The 18,893-nt window shown below is 48.0% G+C and carries 13 protein-coding genes, 1 tRNA gene and 1 pseudogene; 10 read left to right on the top strand and 5 right to left on the bottom strand.

Annotated elements, in window-relative coordinates:
• The first annotated feature begins 588 nt into the window (after positions 1–588).
• A pseudogene (locus CRI63_RS14380) lies at positions 589–1,996 on the top strand (winged helix-turn-helix domain-containing protein).
• 164 nt (positions 1,997–2,160) lie between these two features.
• On the opposite strand, the gene CRI63_RS14375 reads toward CRI63_RS14380, so the two are convergent.
• Positions 2,161–2,234, bottom strand: a tRNA-Gly gene (locus CRI63_RS14375).
• Positions 2,235–2,312: 78 nt separating this feature from the next.
• Complete coding sequence (gene actS / locus CRI63_RS14370) at positions 2,313–3,071, bottom strand: amidase activator ActS (protein ID WP_130217906.1); 759 nt, start codon at positions 3,069–3,071, stop codon at positions 2,313–2,315.
• A 368-nt stretch (positions 3,072–3,439) separates the two neighbouring features.
• Between actS and xdhA the strand changes: the two genes are divergently transcribed.
• Genes xdhA through xdhC form a run of 3 tightly spaced genes read left to right on the top strand, consistent with a single transcriptional unit; the run spans position 3,440 to position 7,102 of the window.
• Positions 3,440–5,737, top strand: a complete 2,298-nt coding sequence (xdhA, locus tag CRI63_RS14365; protein WP_135519905.1) for a xanthine dehydrogenase molybdenum-binding subunit XdhA — start codon at positions 3,440–3,442, stop codon at positions 5,735–5,737.
• Positions 5,738–5,747: 10 nt separating this feature from the next.
• Positions 5,748–6,626 (top strand): xanthine dehydrogenase FAD-binding subunit XdhB, encoded by an 879-nt coding sequence (xdhB, locus tag CRI63_RS14360; RefSeq protein WP_135519903.1) that lies wholly within the window; start codon positions 5,748–5,750, stop codon positions 6,624–6,626.
• Positions 6,623–7,102 carry a xanthine dehydrogenase iron sulfur-binding subunit XdhC gene (gene xdhC / locus CRI63_RS14355; RefSeq protein ID WP_130207784.1) on the top strand — a complete coding sequence of 160 codons (480 nt, stop codon included), beginning with the start codon at positions 6,623–6,625 and terminating at the stop codon, positions 7,100–7,102. Before xdhB ends, xdhC begins: the two co-directional genes overlap by 4 nt.
• 40 nt (positions 7,103–7,142) lie before the next feature.
• Here the strand turns inward: xdhC and CRI63_RS14350 are convergent, their stop codons facing one another.
• Positions 7,143–8,921, bottom strand: coding sequence for a sigma-54-dependent Fis family transcriptional regulator (locus CRI63_RS14350; RefSeq protein ID WP_135385564.1), 1,779 nt, complete (start codon positions 8,919–8,921; stop codon positions 7,143–7,145).
• A 478-nt stretch (positions 8,922–9,399) separates the two neighbouring features.
• Here CRI63_RS14350 and ygeW point away from each other — a divergent pair, with 478 nt between their 5' ends.
• Genes ygeW through arcC form a run of 5 tightly spaced genes read left to right on the top strand, consistent with a single transcriptional unit; the run spans position 9,400 to position 15,530 of the window.
• The gene (gene ygeW, locus CRI63_RS14345) at positions 9,400–10,587 is read left to right on the top strand and encodes a knotted carbamoyltransferase YgeW (RefSeq protein WP_001360948.1); all 1,188 of its coding nucleotides are present in this window, start codon (positions 9,400–9,402) and stop codon (positions 10,585–10,587) included.
• 58 nt (positions 10,588–10,645) lie between these two features.
• Entirely contained in the window at positions 10,646–11,842 is a 1,197-nt protein-coding gene (gene dpaL / locus CRI63_RS14340) for a diaminopropionate ammonia-lyase (RefSeq protein ID WP_135519901.1), read from the top strand.
• Between the two features lie 57 nt (positions 11,843–11,899).
• Positions 11,900–13,111, top strand: a complete 1,212-nt coding sequence (locus CRI63_RS14335) for a YgeY family selenium metabolism-linked hydrolase (protein WP_064529812.1) — start codon at positions 11,900–11,902, stop codon at positions 13,109–13,111.
• Between the two features lie 53 nt (positions 13,112–13,164).
• Positions 13,165–14,550 carry a D-phenylhydantoinase gene (hyuA, locus tag CRI63_RS14330; RefSeq protein WP_130258070.1) on the top strand — a complete coding sequence of 462 codons (1,386 nt, stop codon included), beginning with the start codon at positions 13,165–13,167 and terminating at the stop codon, positions 14,548–14,550.
• Between the two features lie 47 nt (positions 14,551–14,597).
• Entirely contained in the window at positions 14,598–15,530 is a 933-nt protein-coding gene (arcC, locus tag CRI63_RS14325; protein WP_130207792.1) for a carbamate kinase, read from the top strand.
• A gap of 219 nt (positions 15,531–15,749) precedes the next feature.
• On the opposite strand, the gene yqeB is transcribed toward arcC, so the two are convergent.
• The gene (yqeB, locus tag CRI63_RS14320) at positions 15,750–17,375 is read right to left on the bottom strand and encodes a selenium-dependent molybdenum cofactor biosynthesis protein YqeB (protein ID WP_135519899.1); all 1,626 of its coding nucleotides are present in this window, start codon (positions 17,373–17,375) and stop codon (positions 15,750–15,752) included.
• Between the two features lie 47 nt (positions 17,376–17,422).
• Positions 17,423–18,193 (bottom strand): selenium cofactor biosynthesis protein YqeC, encoded by a 771-nt coding sequence (gene yqeC, locus CRI63_RS14315; protein WP_135519897.1) that lies wholly within the window; start codon positions 18,191–18,193, stop codon positions 17,423–17,425.
• A 92-nt stretch (positions 18,194–18,285) separates the two neighbouring features.
• Here yqeC and mocA point away from each other — a divergent pair, with 92 nt between their 5' ends.
• The gene (mocA, locus tag CRI63_RS14310) at positions 18,286–18,864 is read left to right on the top strand and encodes a molybdenum cofactor cytidylyltransferase (RefSeq protein ID WP_130221472.1); all 579 of its coding nucleotides are present in this window, start codon (positions 18,286–18,288) and stop codon (positions 18,862–18,864) included.
• Positions 18,865–18,893 lie beyond the last annotated feature (29 nt).

The following is an 18,893-nucleotide window of genomic DNA, read 5'->3' as shown; positions in this document are numbered from 1 at the left end:
ACAACTTGATGCTGCTTCTGTAATTAAAAGCCCAAACAACAAATGTAACATTTCAGGCATTGGAATATAATCTTTATATATTCTTATATCCATCTTCATCTCTGACAGTTCATGCGGTAATCCCCTCCCCCCATTCAAATTATATCCGCCATTAAAAAATCCTTCCGCACTCCACTATGACAATAATGGTGCAAAAATAAAACGCTGGTCCGCACAGAGATGTTTAATATGGCAAATGAACATAATGGTTTTTAATAAATAAAATTACTCTTGCAATAATTCTTTCACACCAGATTGTCAGTCGACGAATAACTATTCCTCACAGCCTATCATTTTATCTTAAATGAACAATTACATTAAATTAAGAAATGTGACAAGCAGAACTTTATCAATGATTTTCAATAGGTTATATACTTACATGATTAACAAATCATTAATTAAGAATATTTCAGATTACAATCACATCAAGCTAATATAAATTAACTTAAACAATCATGATGAATTTCGTTAAATGAAATATATGAATATCAGTTATATCTGTTACTCATGCAGGATGCCAAAAACCACAAACTTAATAGAGGTGAGCTAATGGATTTAGAAAATAAGTTCTCATATCATTTCCCTGATGGAATCATACTTACAGAAGATGGCATTCTTACAAAAGGGAATGAGGAATTTTACATCCCGCCGAAAGAACTCGGTGTATTATTTGTATTGCTTGAATCGGCGGGAAATGTTGTATCCAAAGATGCGATCATCGAATCTGTATGGAAAAATGTAATTGTAAGTGACGAATCCCTTACACGATGCATCTATTCATTAAGATGTATTTTTGAAAGAATTGGCTACAACCGTTGCATTGAAACCATATATAGAAAAGGTTATCGATTCAGTGGGCAAGTATTCAAGATAAAAGAAAATCAAGATAATGTTCCAGGCAGCACTATTGCTTTATTTCCATTTACAATATCTCACAGTAGTCAGGATCCATTAGCGCTTAATCAGGAACTTGTACAACTAATCTCAAATAAAAAAACCGATGATCTATATATATATCCAATGGCTGCAACCCAGTATTGCATAGATAATAAATCTCAGACAGCCTTCCTGGCCAGGTTCAAACCCGATTATTTTGTCACAGGAAGAATCAGCAAATATGATGCTTCAAATAGTTTATATATTGAAGTAATCGATGCAAAAAGTTTTTATCTTATTGCCAGCACACATCTTCAGGCAGATGACATACAAAAAATCTCACACTTTATAATTAGCAACTTATATCTGGCAATGAAGAAACCTAAAGTAGAACCAGGTTTTATGTCCCGACACGTACCTTCTGATGAAAATATTTTATCAGCCGAAATGTCTGCCGGGAAAAATGAAACTGAATGAATTCACGCCTGAAAGCATTGCCAATGCAATAACTATATTTGAAAGTGTTAAAAATAAATCTAATGCTCAGTCAATAACCAATGAATGCTATTGCCTGTTGGCTGAATGTCATATGTCTATGGCACTTCATGGTCTATACGAACTTAAACATGCAACTCAAAAAGCATTAGCCTTTATAGATAAGGTATCTGATAAAAATATTTTCGATGGGAATATTTTAGGAATTATGGGACTGATAACCGGTCTTTCCGGACAAACGACTGCATCACGCATTTTTTTTGACCATGCACAGACACAAGTATTAGATGTAGCCTCCTTGTATTACTATAAGACACTGGTAAATATATATAACGAAAGAATTGAAGATGCTATCGCTTGTATAGACCAGTCACTGCTACTTGAACCAAAAAGACATAAAGCCGCTATAATAAAAAAATGCATTGATGTATATGTTTCTACAACACACAATGAAAGAAATGCGTTCTCTTATCACGGAACAGAGAAAGAATATCATTTAGTTATTATCAATAACATTCAAAAATTGAAGCAATTGACAAAAGTTAACAGCATTATTGATTTTAATGCTCAATATGAGGTCGCTTGATCTGCAATAAATATCATAAGCAGAATAGCGCTCTATATTTTGAGCTATACACTCTATTTTTATAGGGGATATTGGATTTATCTACATCTGACGTGAACGTATCAACAATAACGGAAGAATTCGATGACTACGGAAAAAACTGAGAAAGAGAAAAAGTAAGAAACTGGAGCGGGCGAAGGGAATCGAACCCTCGTATAGAGCTTGGGAAGCTCTCGTTCTACCATTGAACTACGCCCGCTTCGAGATGCGTAAGGCATTATAAACCTTACGCTCTCCTAAGCAAGTGCCTTGCTACTGACTGCTGATTAATTCGCCATCAGCACTTTGGCTTGCTACCCTGTGGCGGCAAGTAGCGCAAAGGATCTATTGCCGTAGCACGGTAGCGAATCTGGAAATGTAGCCGCACGGATTCCGCATCAGTACTTCCCATAGTCGCTATCTTTTGCCCGGCTTTAACACTTTGCCCATTGTTCACCAGCATCGTGTCGTTATGGGCATAAGCAGTAATGTAATCTTCACTGTGTTTAATCATTATAAGATTACCGTAACCACGCAGCTGATTACCCACATATACCACTTTCCCGGCACCTGCAGCGTATATTGGCGTCCCGCGTGCCGCCGCAATATCAATCCCTTTATTGCCGCCATCTGCCATTGAGTAAGGCATAATAACCTTTCCGCTCGTTGGCCATAACCAGCAACGTTGCCCAACCGGCGGCCATGAAGATTTCGAAACGGCCGAAGACGGTGTCACTGACGCTGTTTTTGTCGTCGATTTGCCGGTGGATTTACGCGTGCCGTTACTACTTTTTTTCGCCCCACCCAGTTTCAGCTTTTGGCCGATTTCAATGGTATAGGGGGGGGAGATGTCGTTGAGTCGGGCTAGCTCTTTTACGCTGGTTCCCGTGGTGCGTGAAATACGATAAAGCGTATCCCCCCGTTTCACGGTGTAAACGGAGCCGGAATACGTTCCTGTATCTGATGATTTGCTACCTGAGCAGCCAGCCAGAAGCAGCCCTACCGATAACAGCATCACGATACCCAGAGTTTTTTTATTCAGGCGTCCTGCGCTCAAAATCTTTCCTCGCTAAAAAACAAGACGCTATATCATAGCAGCCCCCCGTCAGATCCCCAATCCATTGCGTGGGAACAGGCATGTACGAATCAATAACTGTTAAAGAATCAATTAGCATCGTTGGCAAACATCGGAACCATCCTGATTGACCTCAAATACTCATTTATCACAATGATTTTTATCACACTCATATTGATAAACTGCACTCACTTTCTTTGCTGATAAAAATGCATCATCCGTAGCGTTTTTTTTAACGACATCACACTTCCCCCCTCCCCTCGTGTTTATAGTCGTTTCTGGCGTAATTCTTGCCTGCAAAGACTTAATCATTGCCATAAGAACCAAATGTTCAAATCAAGGGGATTTCTATGGAAGCGCGGGAAGCAACCGCTACAGGTGAATCATGCATGCGCGTCGATGCCATTGCGAAGGTCACCGGGCGGGCACGATATACTGACGATTATGTTATGGCGGGCATGTGTTACGCGAAATATGTACGTAGCCCAATAGCACATGGTTATGCGGTGAGCATTAACGATGAACAAGCCAGAAGTTTACCAGGTGTACTGGCCGTATTTACCTGGGAAGATGTCCCTGATATTTCCTTTGCCACGGCGGGCCATGCCTGGACTCTGGATGAAAATAAACGCGATACTGCCGATCGCACTCTGTTAACACGCCACGTCCGCCATCATGGAGATGCGGTTGCTATTGTCGTTGCCCGTGATGAACTCACAGCGGAAAAAGCGGCGCAACTTGTTCACATCGAATGGCAGGAATTACCCGTCATTACCACGCCAGAAGCGGCACTGGCAGAAGACGCTGCGCCAATCCATAGCGGCGGCAATTTACTGAAACAAAGCACGATGTCGACGGGCGATGTCCAGCAAACAATCGATGCCGCCGATTACCAGTTGCAGGGCCATTATCAAACCCCCGTCATTCAACATTGTCATATGGAAAGTGTGACCTCATTGGCGTGGATGGAAGACGATTCACGAATTACCATCGTTTCCAGCACCCAAATCCCGCACATTGTCCGCCGCGTTGTCGGTCAGGCGCTGGATATTCCCTGGTCGTGCGTGCGGGTTATCAAGCCCTTTGTCGGCGGTGGTTTTGGTAATAAACAAGATGTACTGGAAGAGCCGATGGCGGCATTTCTGACCAGCAAACTCGGCGGCATTCCGGTGAAAGTTTCCCTAAGCCGCGAAGAATGTTTTCTGGCGACCCGCACTCGCCACGCTTTTACCATTGACGGACAAATGGGCGTCAACCGCGATGGTACGCTAAAAGGCTATAGCCTGGATGTTCTGTCTAACACCGGCGCTTACGCTTCACACGGTCATTCCATCGCTTCTGCAGGCGGCAATAAAGTTGCTTATCTCTACCCGCGCTGTGCCTATTCTTATAGCTCAAAGACTTGCTATACCAATCTGCCCTCAGCGGGTGCGATGCGTGGTTATGGCGCACCGCAGGTAGTTTTTGCTGTTGAATCCATGCTGGATGACGCTGCCGAAGCGCTGGGTATCGACCCTATCGAAATTCGTTTACGCAACGCCGCTCGTGAAGGCGATGCAAATCCACTCACAGGCAAACGCATTTACAGTGCCGGATTACCAGAGTGCCTGGAAAAAGGACGGGAAATATTTGAATGGGAAAAGCGCAGTGCGGAGTGCCAGAAGCAACAAGGCAATCTGCGCCGCGGCGTTGGCGTTGCCTGTTTTAGTTACACCTCTAACACCTGGCCTGTCGGCGTAGAAATCGCGGGCGCACGCCTGTTGATGAATCAGGATGGAACCATCAACGTGCAAAGCGGCGCGACGGAAATCGGTCAGGGTGCCGACACGGTGTTCTCGCAAATGGTAGCTGAAACCGTGGGCGTTCCGGTCAGTGATGTACACGTAATTTCGACGCAAGATACCGATATTACGCCATTCGATCCCGGCGCATTTGCCTCACGTCAGAGCTATGTTGCCGCGCCTGCGCTGCGCAGTGCGGCACTGTTATTAAAAGAGAAAATCATCGCTCACGCCGCAGTAATGCTGCATCTGTCGGCGATGAATCTAACCCTGATAAAAGGCCATATCGTACTGGTTGAACGACCGAAAGAGGCGTTACTGTCGTTAAAAGATCTGGCAATGGATGCGTTTTATCATCCTGAACGTGGCGGGCAACTTTCTGCAGAAAGCTCAATCAAAACCACCACGAACCCACCGGCGTTTGGCTGTACCTTTGTTGATCTGACAGTCGATATCGCGCTGTGTAAGGTCACCATCAACCGCATCCTCAACGTTCATGATTCGGGCCATATTCTTAATCCGCTGCTGGCTGAAGGTCAGGTTCACGGCGGGATGGGGATGGGCATCGGCTGGGCGCTTTTTGAAGAGATGATCATCGACGCGAAAAGTGGCGTGGTGCGTAACCCAAATTTACTGGATTACAAAATGCCGACCATGCCGGATCTGCCACAACTGGAAAGTGCCTTTGTCGAAATTAATGAACCACAATCTGCATACGGACATAAGTCACTGGGTGAGCCGCCAATTATTCCTGTTGCCGCTGCAATTCGTAATGCGGTGAAGATGGCTACCGGTGTTGCAATCAATACGCTGCCGCTGACACCAAAACGGTTATATGAAGAGTTCCATCTGGCAGGATTGATTTGAGGATAACATCATGTTTGATTTTGCTTCTTACCATCGCGCAACGACCGTTGCCGATGCAACCAACCTGCTGGCTCAAAATCCGCAGGCCAAACTGCTCGCCGGTGGCACTGACGTACTGATTCAACTCCACCATCACAATGATCGCTATCGCCATATTGTTGATATCCACAATCTGGCGGAGCTTCAGGGAATTACGCTGGCGGAAGATGGTGCACTACGCATCGGCTCTGCAACGACATTTACCCAGCTCATTGAAGATCCTGTAACTCAACATCATCTCCCGGCATTATGCGCTGCGGCTTCGTCTATTGCCGGCCCGCAAATCCGTAACGTCGCTACCTACGGCGGAAATATTTGCAACGGCGCCACCAGCGCAGATTCAGCAACACCAACACTGATTTATGACGCGAAGCTGGAAATCCATTCACCGCGTGGGGTCCGTTTCGTCTCGATTAATGGTTTTCATACCGGACCAGGTAAGGTTTCCCTTGAGCATGATGAAATTCTGGTCGCGTTTCATTTTCCTCCGCAGCCAAAAGAACACGCAGGTAGCGCACATTATAAATATGCCATGCGCGATGCGATGGATATTTCAACAATCGGGTGTGCCGCTCACTGTCGATTGAACAACGGCTACTTCAGCGAGTTGCGTCTGGCATTTGGTGTTGCCGCACCAACGCCGATCCGCTGCCAACATGCCGAACAGGCTGCACAAAATGCGCCATTAAACCAGCAAACACTGGAGGCCATCTGCGAATCTGTCCTACAGGATGTCGCACCGCGTTCTTCATGGCGAGCAAGTAAAGAGTTCCGTCTGCATCTCATTCAGACGATGACCAAAAAAGTGATTAGCGAAGCCGTCGCTGCGGCGGGGGGAAAATTGCAATGAATCACAGCGAAAGTATTACTATTGAATGCATCATTAACGATATGCCTTTTCAGCTTCACGCCGCGCCAGGCATGCCGCTTTCGGAACTGCTCCGCGAACAAGGGCTGCTTAGTGTCAAACAAGGATGCTGCGTTGGTGAATGCGGTGCCTGTACGGTGCTGGTTGACGGAACCGCGATAGACAGCTGCTTATACCTGGCCGCTTGGGCTGAAGGAAAACAGATCCGCACACTGGAAGGCGAAGCGAAAGGCGGCAAACTTTCTCATGTACAACAGGCTTATGCGAAATCTGGCGCTGTACAGTGTGGTTTTTGTACGCCGGGGCTTATTATGGCCACGACGGCAATGCTGGCAAAACCTCGAGAGAAACCGTTAACCATTACGGAAATTCGCCGTGGTTTGGCTGGGAATCTGTGTCGTTGTACCGGATATCAAATGATTGTGAATACTGTCCTGGACTGCGAAGAAACGAAGTAATACGCAATCCGGCCTGAATTCAGGCCGGATTTATTGATGACTATGCGCTTAACAATTCATATTTCTTAATTTTACGATAAAGCGTGGCGATGCCAATTCCCAACTCATCAGCGACTTGCTTCTTACTGTTATGCCGTGAGAGCGCTTCGCGAATCATCTGCTTTTCCATCTCCTCCAGCGCTGTGCCGCCAGCATCATCAAGAGCCAAATGTGCCTCGCTGGCTTCTGGCATCTCACTTTGCTCCGTCGTACCGTTATTAACCAGATTTGGTGGTAGTAGCGTACTGTCGATGACTTCGCCCGAAGGAACGACGTTGACCAGATACTCCATCAAATTACTTAACTCTCGCAGGTTTCCTGGCCAACGATGCTTACGCAGTAACTCAACAACATCGGGAGCAATACCCGGGTAAACCGATCCCAGGCGACGGGTATGGAGATGTAAAAAGTAATGCACCAGCAGTTCAATATCTTCCTGACGCTCACGTAGCGGTGGCAGAGTGATAGGAATAACGTTAAGTCGGTAGAAAAGATCTTCGCGGAATTTACCTTCGGCTATGAACTGGGCCAGATTCTGGTTTGTTGCAGAAATGATGCGGATGTCGACCTGTATTGGGCTACTGGCGCCAATAGGCAGGATCTCGCGCGCTTCAATCGCCCGCAGCAGTTTTGCCTGAAGCATTAAAGGCATATCGCCAATTTCATCAAGAAACAGCGTTCCCGTGTTTGCTGCCTGAATCAGCCCTGTTTTACCGTTGGCAGAAGCGCCAGTAAATGCGCCTTTAACATAACCGAACAGCTCGCTCTCCAGAAGCTGCTCCGGAATCGCCGCGCAGTTGATAGCGATAAAGGGTTTGTTCCGTCGCCCACTCAACTTATGAATAGCACGGGCTACCACTTCTTTTCCGGTCCCACTTTCACCAACGACCATGACGCTGGAGGGGCTAGGTGCGATGCGGCTAATCAGCCGTTTTAATTGCCGCATAACACGGCACTCGCCAACCAATTGTTCAATATGCGGTTCATCAGATGCATTTGCCACGGAAAAACTGGTATGGGATTGGTGAAACGCCATTAAAAATAGCTGTCGTCCCTGAATGTTATGCAACTGACCAATTATCAATTCACTTTTATCATCCCACGAGACAATATGTTGCATATGTCCATGAGTAAAATTACTCTCAAATGTTAATGGCCTGAAACGAATAAGTTTCCCAACCATATTATTTTGCACAACGCCAAGTGTTTTTAATGCAGTCTGATTAACGAACTGAACACGATTTTCCTCATCAATAACTAATACACCTTGATCCATATTATCGATCATGGTAGCAAATATTTTACTGATGTTATCTCCCGGCCCCTGATCTTCCAGGAGTTTCGAGACAAAAATAGTCGATATATGGCGAACGTAATCTGAAAATTCGCGTAAATTATCACTGATATGTTCTTGTTGCTCATGAGTAACAGCAATCAAACTTATCACTCCGACACAACGATCCTGCAGAATAACGGGCGTCCCCAGGAATGCCTTCTCACGACAACTCTCTTTACTGTCGCAGCCTTCACAAAGGGGATCGAAGCGAGAATGTGTCACGACCTTTTCGGTTTTCGTTTCGAGGACATAGCGGAGCAAGCGTGAGTTGCCACTCAACTGGCGACCAAGAAATTTCCCATATGCGCCGGTTCCAGCGACGCGACACAAGTTTTCATCAACGATCTCAACCTCAAGCTGCAAAACGCTGGCTAGCATTCTGGCAAAACGCTGAATTGTTGGTTGAATTTGCATCAAAACTGACTGCGTATTAGCAAGCTCCATAGCTTTACCTTCCAGAATCACTTAAAAGTCGATCATTGAAGACGTTGATGGTTCACAGATCATAACGATATTAACTCAGGCAAAAATCGCTTTGCTAAAAACATAAGATTTTTATCACTTTCTAATGAAATTATGGAAGTGATATCACATTTCTATATCAATATGAGAATTACGGATGTGAGTTTATCAAACTGACGAGCTTTCACCTGTCCCTTTATCTTATTTCTGATACTTAGCAGCAAATAAATAACAGCATTAAAAAAGCCAAACGTTTTCGTATTTTCTTAACTTCCGTAGTATGGCGATAATTTGTGATCAATCCCACATATCCCCTGTCTGATTAGCATTTCGCGACCGCGTAGATAATTCTGGCATGTTTATTGTTAGTCACTGGTATAGCTGTGAAAACACCAATCACTTTGGCAAGTCACAGTGAAATAAACCACTTTGCCTGTCATTCCACTACCGGGACTTTATGATGAAAACTGTTAATGAGCTGATTAAGGATATCAATTCGCTGACCTCTCACCTGCACGAGAAAGATTTTTTGTTAACGTGGGAACAGACGCCAGATGAACTGAAACAAGTACTGGACGTTGCCGCAGCGTTAAAAGCACTGCGTGCCGAAAACATCTCTACCAAAGTCTTTAATAGTGGATTAGGTATTTCTGTATTCCGCGATAACTCCACCCGTACCCGTTTCTCTTATGCTTCCGCACTTAACCTGCTCGGCCTTGCACAGCAGGATCTCGATGAAGGTAAATCACAGATTGCGCACGGCGAAACTGTCCGTGAAACCGCTAATATGATCTCCTTCTGCGCTGACGCTATCGGTATTCGTGACGATATGTATCTGGGCGCGGGTAACGCCTATATGCGTGAAGTTGGCGCGGCCCTCGACGACGGCTACAAGCAAGGCGTACTGCCGCAGCGCCCGGCTTTAGTTAACCTGCAATGCGATATTGACCATCCGACTCAATCAATGGCTGACCTGGCATGGTTACGTGAACACTTTGGTTCGCTGGAAAACCTGAAAGGTAAAAAAATCGCCATGACCTGGGCCTACTCCCCAAGCTACGGCAAACCGCTGTCTGTACCACAAGGCATCATCGGTCTGATGACCCGCTTCGGTATGGATGTCACCCTTGCCCATCCCGAAGGTTACGACCTGATCCCGGATGTCGTTGAAGTCGCTAAAAACAATGCTAAAGCCTCCGGTGGCAGCTTCCGTCAGGTAACAAGCATGGAAGAAGCATTCAAAGACGCTGACATCGTTTATCCGAAGTCCTGGGCACCTTACAAAGTGATGGAAGAGCGTACTGAACTGCTGCGCGCTAACGATCACGAAGGACTGAAAGCGCTGGAAAAACAGTGTCTGGCACAGAACGCACAGCACAAAGACTGGCATTGTACTGAAGAGATGATGGAGCTGACCCGTGATGGCGAAGCCCTGTATATGCACTGCCTGCCAGCCGATATCAGCGGCGTATCCTGCAAAGAAGGAGAAGTCACTGAAGGCGTATTCGAAAAATACCGTATCGCGACCTACAAAGAAGCCAGCTGGAAGCCATACATCATCGCCGCGATGATCCTGTCCCGTAAATATTCCAAACCAGGCGCACTGCTCGAACAACTGCTTAAAGAAGCGCAAGAACGCGTGAAATAACCCCCTCGGGCCGATCGACAGGTCGGCTCTCTATTTCCAGAGGCCAAAAGGATAGGATATGTCCGTTTTCTCATTGAAGATTGATATCGCCGATAACAAATTTTTCAACGGCGAAACATCACCGCTCTTTTCGCAAAGCCAGGCAAAACTGGCGCGCCAGTTCCACCAGAAAATTGCTGGCTATCGCCCAACACCGCTTTGTGCGCTGGACGATCTCGCAAACCTTTTTGGTGTGAAGAAAATTCTCGTTAAGGACGAATCAAAACGATTCGGTCTGAACGCCTTCAAAATGCTCGGCGGTGCGTACGCCATCGCTCAATTATTGTGCGAAAAATATCATCTTGATATCGAAACGCTGTCATTCGAGCATCTGAAAAATGCCATCGGCGAAAAAATGACATTCGCTACAACGACCGACGGCAACCACGGGCGCGGTGTTGCCTGGGCAGCACAGCAACTCGGTCAGAACGCGGTAATTTACATGCCGAAAGGTTCCGCTCAGGAACGCGTTGACGCCATTCTGAACCTCGGAGCCGAGTGCATCGTCACTGATATGAACTATGACGATACCGTTCGCCTGACCATGCAACACGCGCAGCAACACGGCTGGGAAGTGGTGCAAGATACTGCCTGGGAAGGTTACACCAAAATCCCAACCTGGATCATGCAGGGCTACGCCACTCTGGCAGATGAAGCCGTCGAGCAAATGCGTGAACTGGGCGTAACACCAACTCACGTTCTGCTGCAAGCCGGTGTCGGCGCTATGGCCGGCGGCGTACTAGGTTATCTGGTGGATGTTTACACCCCGCAAAATCTGCACAGCATCATTGTTGAACCTGACAAAGCTGACTGTATTTATCGCTCCGGCGTCAAAGGTGACATCGTCAACGTTGGCGGCGATATGGCCACTATTATGGCGGGCCTGGCTTGCGGCGAACCTAACCCTCTGGGCTGGGAAATCTTACGTAACTGTGCCACCCAATTTATCTCCTGTCAGGACAGCGTTGCCGCATTAGGTATGCGCGTGCTGGGTAATCCGTACGGCAACGATCCACGCATCATTTCTGGTGAATCCGGCGCTGTCGGTTTGGGCATTCTCGCGGCTGTTCATTATCACCCGCAACGTCAAAGCCTGATGGAAAAACTGGCGCTGAACAAAGATGCCGTCGTCCTGGTTATCAGCACCGAAGGCGACACCGACGTGAAGCACTACCGCGAAGTTGTCTGGGAAGGCAAACACTCTGTAGCACCTTAATCACCCTATTGGAACAACTCCCCGCCAAACGGGGAGTAAAAAATCTGGAGAAAAATAATGGCTAAGAATATTCCATTCAAACTGATTCTTGAAAAAGCAAAAGATTACCAGGCAGACATGACTCGCTTCCTGCGCGATATGGTTGCTATTCCCAGTGAAAGCTGCGACGAAAAACGTGTAGTACATCGTATTAAAGAAGAGATGGAAAAAGTCGGCTTCGATAAAGTTGAAATCGATCCGATGGGTAACGTTCTCGGCTATATCGGCCACGGTCCGCGTCTGGTTGCGATGGACGCTCACATCGACACCGTAGGAATTGGTAACATCAAAAACTGGGAATTCGACCCGTACGAAGGCATGGAAACCGACGAGCTGATCGGTGGCCGTGGTACTTCCGACCAGGAAGGCGGCATGGCATCAATGGTTTATGCCGGTAAGATCATTAAAGACCTCGGTCTGGAAGATGAATACACCTTGCTCGTTACCGGTACGGTACAGGAAGAAGACTGCGACGGTCTGTGCTGGCAGTACATTATTGAACAATCCGGCATTCGCCCGGAATTTGTGGTCAGTACCGAACCAACCGACTGCCAGGTATATCGTGGTCAGCGCGGTCGTATGGAAATTCGCATTGATGTTCAGGGCGTTAGCTGCCATGGTTCAGCACCAGAACGCGGTGATAACGCCATTTTCAAAATGGGTCCGATTCTTGGCGAGTTACAAGAACTGTCCCAACGTCTGGGCTATGACGAATTCCTCGGCAAAGGTACTCTGACTGTTTCCGAAATTTTCTTCACCTCACCAAGTCGTTGCGCAGTAGCAGACAGCTGTGCCGTTTCCATCGACCGTCGCCTGACCTGGGGCGAAACCTGGGAAGGCGCGCTGGATGAAATCCGCGCCCTGCCTGCGGTACAGAAAGCCAATGCTGTCGTTTCTATGTACAACTACGACCGTCCGTCCTGGACTGGCCTGGTTTACCCAACCGAATGCTACTTCCCGACCTGGAAAGTGGAAGAAGATCATTTCACCGTTAAAACGCTGGTGAATGCCTACGAAGGTCTGTTTGGCAAAGCACCGGTCGTTGATAAGTGGACGTTCTCAACTAACGGCGTATCCATCATGGGCCGTCACGGCATTCCGGTCATCGGCTTTGGACCGGGTAAAGAACCTGAAGCACACGCGCCAAACGAAAAAACCTGGAAATCTCACCTGGTGACCTGTGCCGCTATGTACGCTGCAATCCCGTTAAGCTGGCTGGCAACAGAATAATTACTCTTCACCTATTTCCCTCCGGTTCGCCGGAGGGTTTTTTGGAGTTTGCTATGCGCGTATTGATCAAAAACGGCACTGTCGTTAACGCAGATGGACAAGCCAAACAGGACTTGCTGATTGAAAGCGGTATTGTCCGCCAGTTAGGCAAAGATATTTCGCCGCAACTCCCCTGTGAAGAAATTGATGCCACTGGCTGTTACGTTTTCCCTGGCGGCGTAGATGTCCATACACATTTCAATATTGATGTCGGCATCGCGCGCAGTTGTGATGATTTTTTTACCGGTACCCGCGCAGCCGCGTGTGGCGGTACAACAACCATTATTGATCATATGGGATTTGGCCCGAATGGCTGCCGATTACGCCATCAACTGGAAGTTTATCGTGGTTATGCCGCCCATAAAGCGGTCATCGACTACAGCTTCCACGGTGTTATCCAGCATATTAATCACGCCATCCTCGACGAAATTCCGATGATGGTCGAAGAAGGGCTGAGCAGTTTTAAACTCTATTTAACCTATCAATACAAACTCAACGATGATGAAGTCCTACAGGCATTACGCCGCCTGCATGAATCCGGCGCGCTGACCACTGTACACCCAGAAAATGACGCCGCAATCGCCAGTAAGCGAGCAGAGTTTATCGCCGCTGGGTTAACCGCGCCGCGCTACCACGCCTTGAGCCGACCTCTGGAATGCGAAGCCGAAGCCATCGCCAGAATGATTAACCTGGCACAAATCGCCGGTAACGCCCCGCTCTATATTGTGCACCTGTCTAACGGCTTAGGTCTGGATTATCTGCGCCTTGCTCGCGCGAATCACCAGCCAGTCTGGGTTGAAACCTGCCCGCAATATCTCCTGCTGGACGAACGCAGTTACGATACAGAAGATGGCATGAAGTTCATTCTTAGCCCACCGCTGCGCAACGTTCGCGAGCAGGACAAACTGTGGTGTGGTATCAGCGATGGTGCGATTGACGTGGTGGCGACCGATCACTGCACCTTCTCGATGGCCCAGCGCCAGCAAATTTCTAAAGGCGATTTCAGCCGCTGCCCAAATGGCTTGCCCGGTGTGGAAAATCGCATGCAGTTGCTGTTCTCCAGTGGCGTGATGACGGGACGTATCACACCGGAGCGTTTTGTTGAACTAACCAGTGCGATGCCCGCAAGGCTGTTTGGCCTGTGGCCACAAAAAGGATTATTAGCACCCGGCTCAGATGGTGACGTGGTGATTATCGACCCACGCCAGAGCCAACAAATTCAGCACCGCCATCTCCACGACAACGCCGACTACTCTCCCTGGGAGGGCTTTACCTGTCAGGGCGCAATTGTCAGAACCTTATCCCGTGGTGAAACGATTTTCTGTGACGGCACCTTTACAGGCAAAGCCGGACGGGGACGTTTCCTGCGACGCAAACCGTTTGTCCCTCCCGTGCTCTAACCACTGCCAGGGATCTATACACAATCAAGAATGATGAGTGAGGAAAAATGAGTAAGAAAATTGTTCTCGCCCTCGGCGGGAATGCGCTGGGCGACGATCTGGCCGGACAAATGAAAGCGGTAAAAATTACGTCTCAGGCAATTGTTGATTTAATTGCCCAGGGACATGAAGTTATCGTCACTCATGGTAATGGACCGCAGGTAGGCATGATTAACCAGGCATTCGAAGCCGCTGCAAAAACTGAAGCGCATTCACCGATGCTGCCAATGTCTGTCTGTGTTGCGTTGAGTCAGGGATATATTGGTTACGATCTTCAAAACGCCTTAAGAGAAGAACTGCTTTCTCGTGGCATTAATAAACCCGTTGCAACGCTGGTTACCCAGGTCGAAGTCGACGCTAACGATCCGGCCTTCCTCAACCCAACCAAACCGATCGGTTCGTTCTTTACCGAGCAGGAAGCAGAGCAACTGACAAAACAGGGCTATACCCTGAAAGAAGATGCGGGTCGCGGCTATCGTCGTGTCGTTGCTTCGCCTAAGCCGGTAGATATTGTTGAAAAAGAGACAGTTAAAGCGCTGGTAGATGCAGGACAGGTTGTGATCACCGTTGGCGGTGGCGGTATTCCTGTGATTCGAGAAGGTAACCATCTGCGCGGCGCCAGTGCGGTTATCGATAAAGACTGGGCCAGCGCCCGTTTAGCAGAAATGATCGATGCCGATATGCTGATCATTCTGACTGCTGTAGAAAAAGTGGCGATTAACTTCGGTAAAGAGAATGAGCAGTGGCTCGATCGCCTGTCATTGGCCGATGCAGAACGCTTTATCGAAGAAGGGCATTTTGCAAAAGGTTCTATGCTGCCGAAAGTGGAAGCCGCCGCATCATTTGCCCGCTCTCGCGCAGGTCGCGAAGCACTGATTACCGTGTTGAGCAAAGCGAAAGAAGGGATTGAAGGAAAAACCGGAACGGTGATTTCTCAGTAATTTATTGGCCGGGTGGCGATGCCATTCGGCCAAAGATTGTTAACAAAGTGCGCGTTATTGATGCCGGATGCGGCGTGAACGCCTTACTCAGTCTATAAAACATCTAATATTCAATTAATTGCAAAGCACTTGTAGGCCTGATAAGCGCAGCGCATCAGGCAATTTAGCGTTTATCATCAGTCTCAAGGCCGGGCGGTAATACCATCCGGCCATTTTCATTTAAGCTACTTCCAGCACTTCTTTCGTCGCTTTAACGCCCTGATGCATCAACATCATTAACGCCTCAAGTACGCCACCACCAATCGCTCGGGCTTTGTCAGAAACGCTGGTGAAATCAGCCGTTTCACCACGAGGATCGATATCACCGATTTTAAAGCCACCGACCACCGCCAGCCCGTCATTAAGTAAACCACGCACCATTCCCGTCAGCGGCGCTTTTATTTCATGCTCGCCAATCCAGGCAATAACATCGCCCTCTTGTACCAGATCGCCTAACTTCACGTTGGAACGCATGATACCTGCCGCCGGAGCGCGAATAACTCGCCGGGTGGTATGCCCCATAATATTGCCAGGAACGCCAGTGTTCTCCTGTGCGCAACCAGAGTAAATAACCTGTCCCAACCAATGCCCACGATTTGTTTCAATCACCGCATGGCAATCTTTTCCTGCGGTAAAACCCGGCCCAAGCGCAATTGTCACCGGAGCCATATCCATACGCGTACCTAAATTCTGTTTCGCCAGAATAGCGTCCACCACACAAAGTGGTTTCAGCTCATCAAGCAGTAAACAGTCGGGGTCTACCATCACGGGAATAAACCCGCGTTCAGTCAGTTTCATCGCCTCTGCAGAGCTGGTTGCCAGTCGGGCGGTGACGCCTTCAACCGTCATTTCGTCATCGAACACGGCCTGGGCAAACGCCACGGTACAACGAATCACCGTCGGTTTTTCCACTTCCAGCATGATCACTTTAAAACCCGCATGATACAGACGCAGCGCCACACCACTGGCGATATCCCCCGCACCGCGAATCACCACCAGCTGGTGTCCGGAAGGATGAGAAGGTTTCATCATCAGCCCACCCGGCGCGTTATTTTTCACCTGTAATATTTCTGCCAGAACGCTGATAGCGATCTCCTGCGGCGTTTCCGCACCTATGTTGTAACCAACGGGCGCATGTAAACGGGCAATATGTTCTTCAGCCACGCCTTTCTCACGCAATTGACGCAAGAAAAGCTGAACCTTGCGGCGACTGGCCAGTAAACCCAGCCATGCAATGGGTTGTTCAATGAGTTTATCGAGGGCTTCACGATCCTGATTATTCGTGGCAATCAGGACAAAATTATCAGGGCGAATCTCAAGTGCTTCCACTGCCGCGCCAAACGACTCAGCATGAACAAGCGCAGTTGATGGCGGGAAAAGTTCAGGATTCAGGCTTTCGCGATAAATATCGGCAACAGCAATATCAAACCCCAGCAGTGCTGCGCTTTGGGCTATCGCCCGGTTAACATGCCCCGCGCCGATCAACACCAGCCGGGGTCGCATACCATGTACGCTGATAAACACTGACATTGCGCCTCCGCAATCTGACCCGACGGCATCCGCGCCGTTACGCGCCATGCGTCCATGGAATAATCGCGGCTTACGTTCCTGCAATGCCTGTAGTGACTCTTCAATCACCTTCCGCTCAACCATTCCGCCACCAATTGTGCCGACGATTGAACCATCGGCGCGCACTAACATTTGTGCAGAATGGCGGGGAGTAGAGCCTCGGCTATCTACAATTTGCGCCATCGCAAACGGACAATTTTGCTCTTCGAGTTTTGCAGCCTCTGTGAAAATATTCATACCAACCTCAATGGATATCCTTTCAGTAACCCGCAATATCCGGGCCGCTAATTCACAAATCTGCGCGCGATTGCAGGATGTTCTTGTATATCGCCCAGCCAGATTGCCTCTATGTCATGTTGTTGCAGCGGTTGAAGTAGCTCGTTTTGCGCAATCGCATTCTCACATTGAGAAAAACGGTTAATGAACCAGACTCGCCGACATCCTTGCGGTACGTTTTTAAACGCGCCCTGCGGGTGACGAACCAGCGCAATGAGATCGCTCAGTTGCAAGGTCGTCCCTGACGTCAGCCCAGTAATATCGGCAAACTGCGACCAGCGATGGACATTTTCCGCACCAACTTTCGCGCCCAAAACATGCCCGCCCATCACAGCAATCACGCAGCAACTGCTTTTCGGTATGCAAGGTTCGTGCTCACCCGGCGCTTTTAATGGCATTCCACGTGAGCCATCTGCCTCAATGAGAATCACGTCACATTCTGGTCGTTGCGCCAGTGCATCAATCGCTTCTGGCGTAAATCCCTGCACTTTTCCCTGGTTCGCTTTCCAGCGGTGAAAACAAAATGAAATGGGGGATGTAAGAGACGCATGAGGAAGCATGGCGGGATCACGGCAGAAAACCACGGGCCAGTGTAAATCTGGCATAAACATATGTGTGGTCGTAGTGATCAACACGCGCCTACCGATGGACTGAAATAACTGCGCCAGCCAAAAAAGCAGACTGGTTTTCCCCCCGGCGCCAACAACAGAAATCACAGTGGGGTGTTTCTGCGCGCCTAAATCAATGAATAACGCCGATGGGTCAATTATACTTTTCACGAGTCTTCATGGACCTCTCTGGGGTAAGTACGCATTAATCAGGGAGTAACACATTTCCAGGCGTTATTAGCCCATATAATAATGGAACCACTATGTCAGCCATCGACTGTATAATTACCGCGGCCGGATTATCATCAAGAATGGGGCAATGGAAAATGATGTTACCCTGGCAACAGGGAACAATTCTTGACGCGAGTATCAAAAATGCGTTGCAGTTTTGTAGCCGAATTATTTTAGTCACTGGTTATCGCGGCAATGAACTGCATAATCGCTACGCTAGCCATAGCAACATTACTATTATCTACAATCCAGATTATGCGCAGGGGTTACTGACTTCGGTAAAAGCCGCAGCGCCAGCGGTACAAACAGAACATTGTTTTCTCACTCATGGTGATATGCCAACCATCAACAGAGATATCTTCCTAAAAATCTGGAAGTTACGAAACAACGGAGCCATACTCCCGCTCCATCATGGTACGCCTGGCCATCCGATTTTAGTGTCAAAATCCTGCCTGATGCAGGCGGTCAAACAACCTAATGTTACCCATATGCGCCAGGCATTACTCATGGGCGAACATTATTTCGTCGAAATGGAAAATGAAGAAATAATTTTAGATATTGATACTCCAAATGACTTTATTAATGCGCAAAAAAAGTATACTAAAATTTAGAAAAGCCAGTTAAACGATTGCGTTCAAAT

It is taken from the genome of Escherichia sp. E2661 (genome assembly GCF_004745185.1).
GTDB lineage: Bacteria > Pseudomonadota > Gammaproteobacteria > Enterobacterales > Enterobacteriaceae > Escherichia.
This window is presented reverse-complemented; position numbering and strand designations above follow the sequence as displayed.

Bases quoted from the DNA above. Each gene is read 5' to 3' on its own strand.
- arcC (WP_130207792.1), top strand. From the start codon at position 14,598: ATGAGTAAGAAAATTGTTCTCGCCCTCGGCGGGAATGCGCTGGGCGAC.
- yqeB (WP_135519899.1), bottom strand. From the start codon at position 17,375: ATGAATATTTTCACAGAGGCTGCAAAACTCGAAGAGCAAAATTGTCCG.
- hyuA (WP_130258070.1), top strand. From the start codon at position 13,165: ATGCGCGTATTGATCAAAAACGGCACTGTCGTTAACGCAGATGGACAA.
- dpaL (WP_135519901.1), top strand. From the start codon at position 10,646: ATGTCCGTTTTCTCATTGAAGATTGATATCGCCGATAACAAATTTTTC.
- xdhC (WP_130207784.1), top strand. From the start codon at position 6,623: ATGAATCACAGCGAAAGTATTACTATTGAATGCATCATTAACGATATG.
- CRI63_RS14350 (WP_135385564.1), bottom strand. From the start codon at position 8,921: ATGGAGCTTGCTAATACGCAGTCAGTTTTGATGCAAATTCAACCAACA.
- ygeW (WP_001360948.1), top strand. From the start codon at position 9,400: ATGAAAACTGTTAATGAGCTGATTAAGGATATCAATTCGCTGACCTCT.
- mocA (WP_130221472.1), top strand. From the start codon at position 18,286: ATGTCAGCCATCGACTGTATAATTACCGCGGCCGGATTATCATCAAGA.
- CRI63_RS14335 (WP_064529812.1), top strand. From the start codon at position 11,900: ATGGCTAAGAATATTCCATTCAAACTGATTCTTGAAAAAGCAAAAGAT.
- xdhB (WP_135519903.1), top strand. From the start codon at position 5,748: ATGTTTGATTTTGCTTCTTACCATCGCGCAACGACCGTTGCCGATGCA.
- xdhA (WP_135519905.1), top strand. From the start codon at position 3,440: ATGGAAGCGCGGGAAGCAACCGCTACAGGTGAATCATGCATGCGCGTC.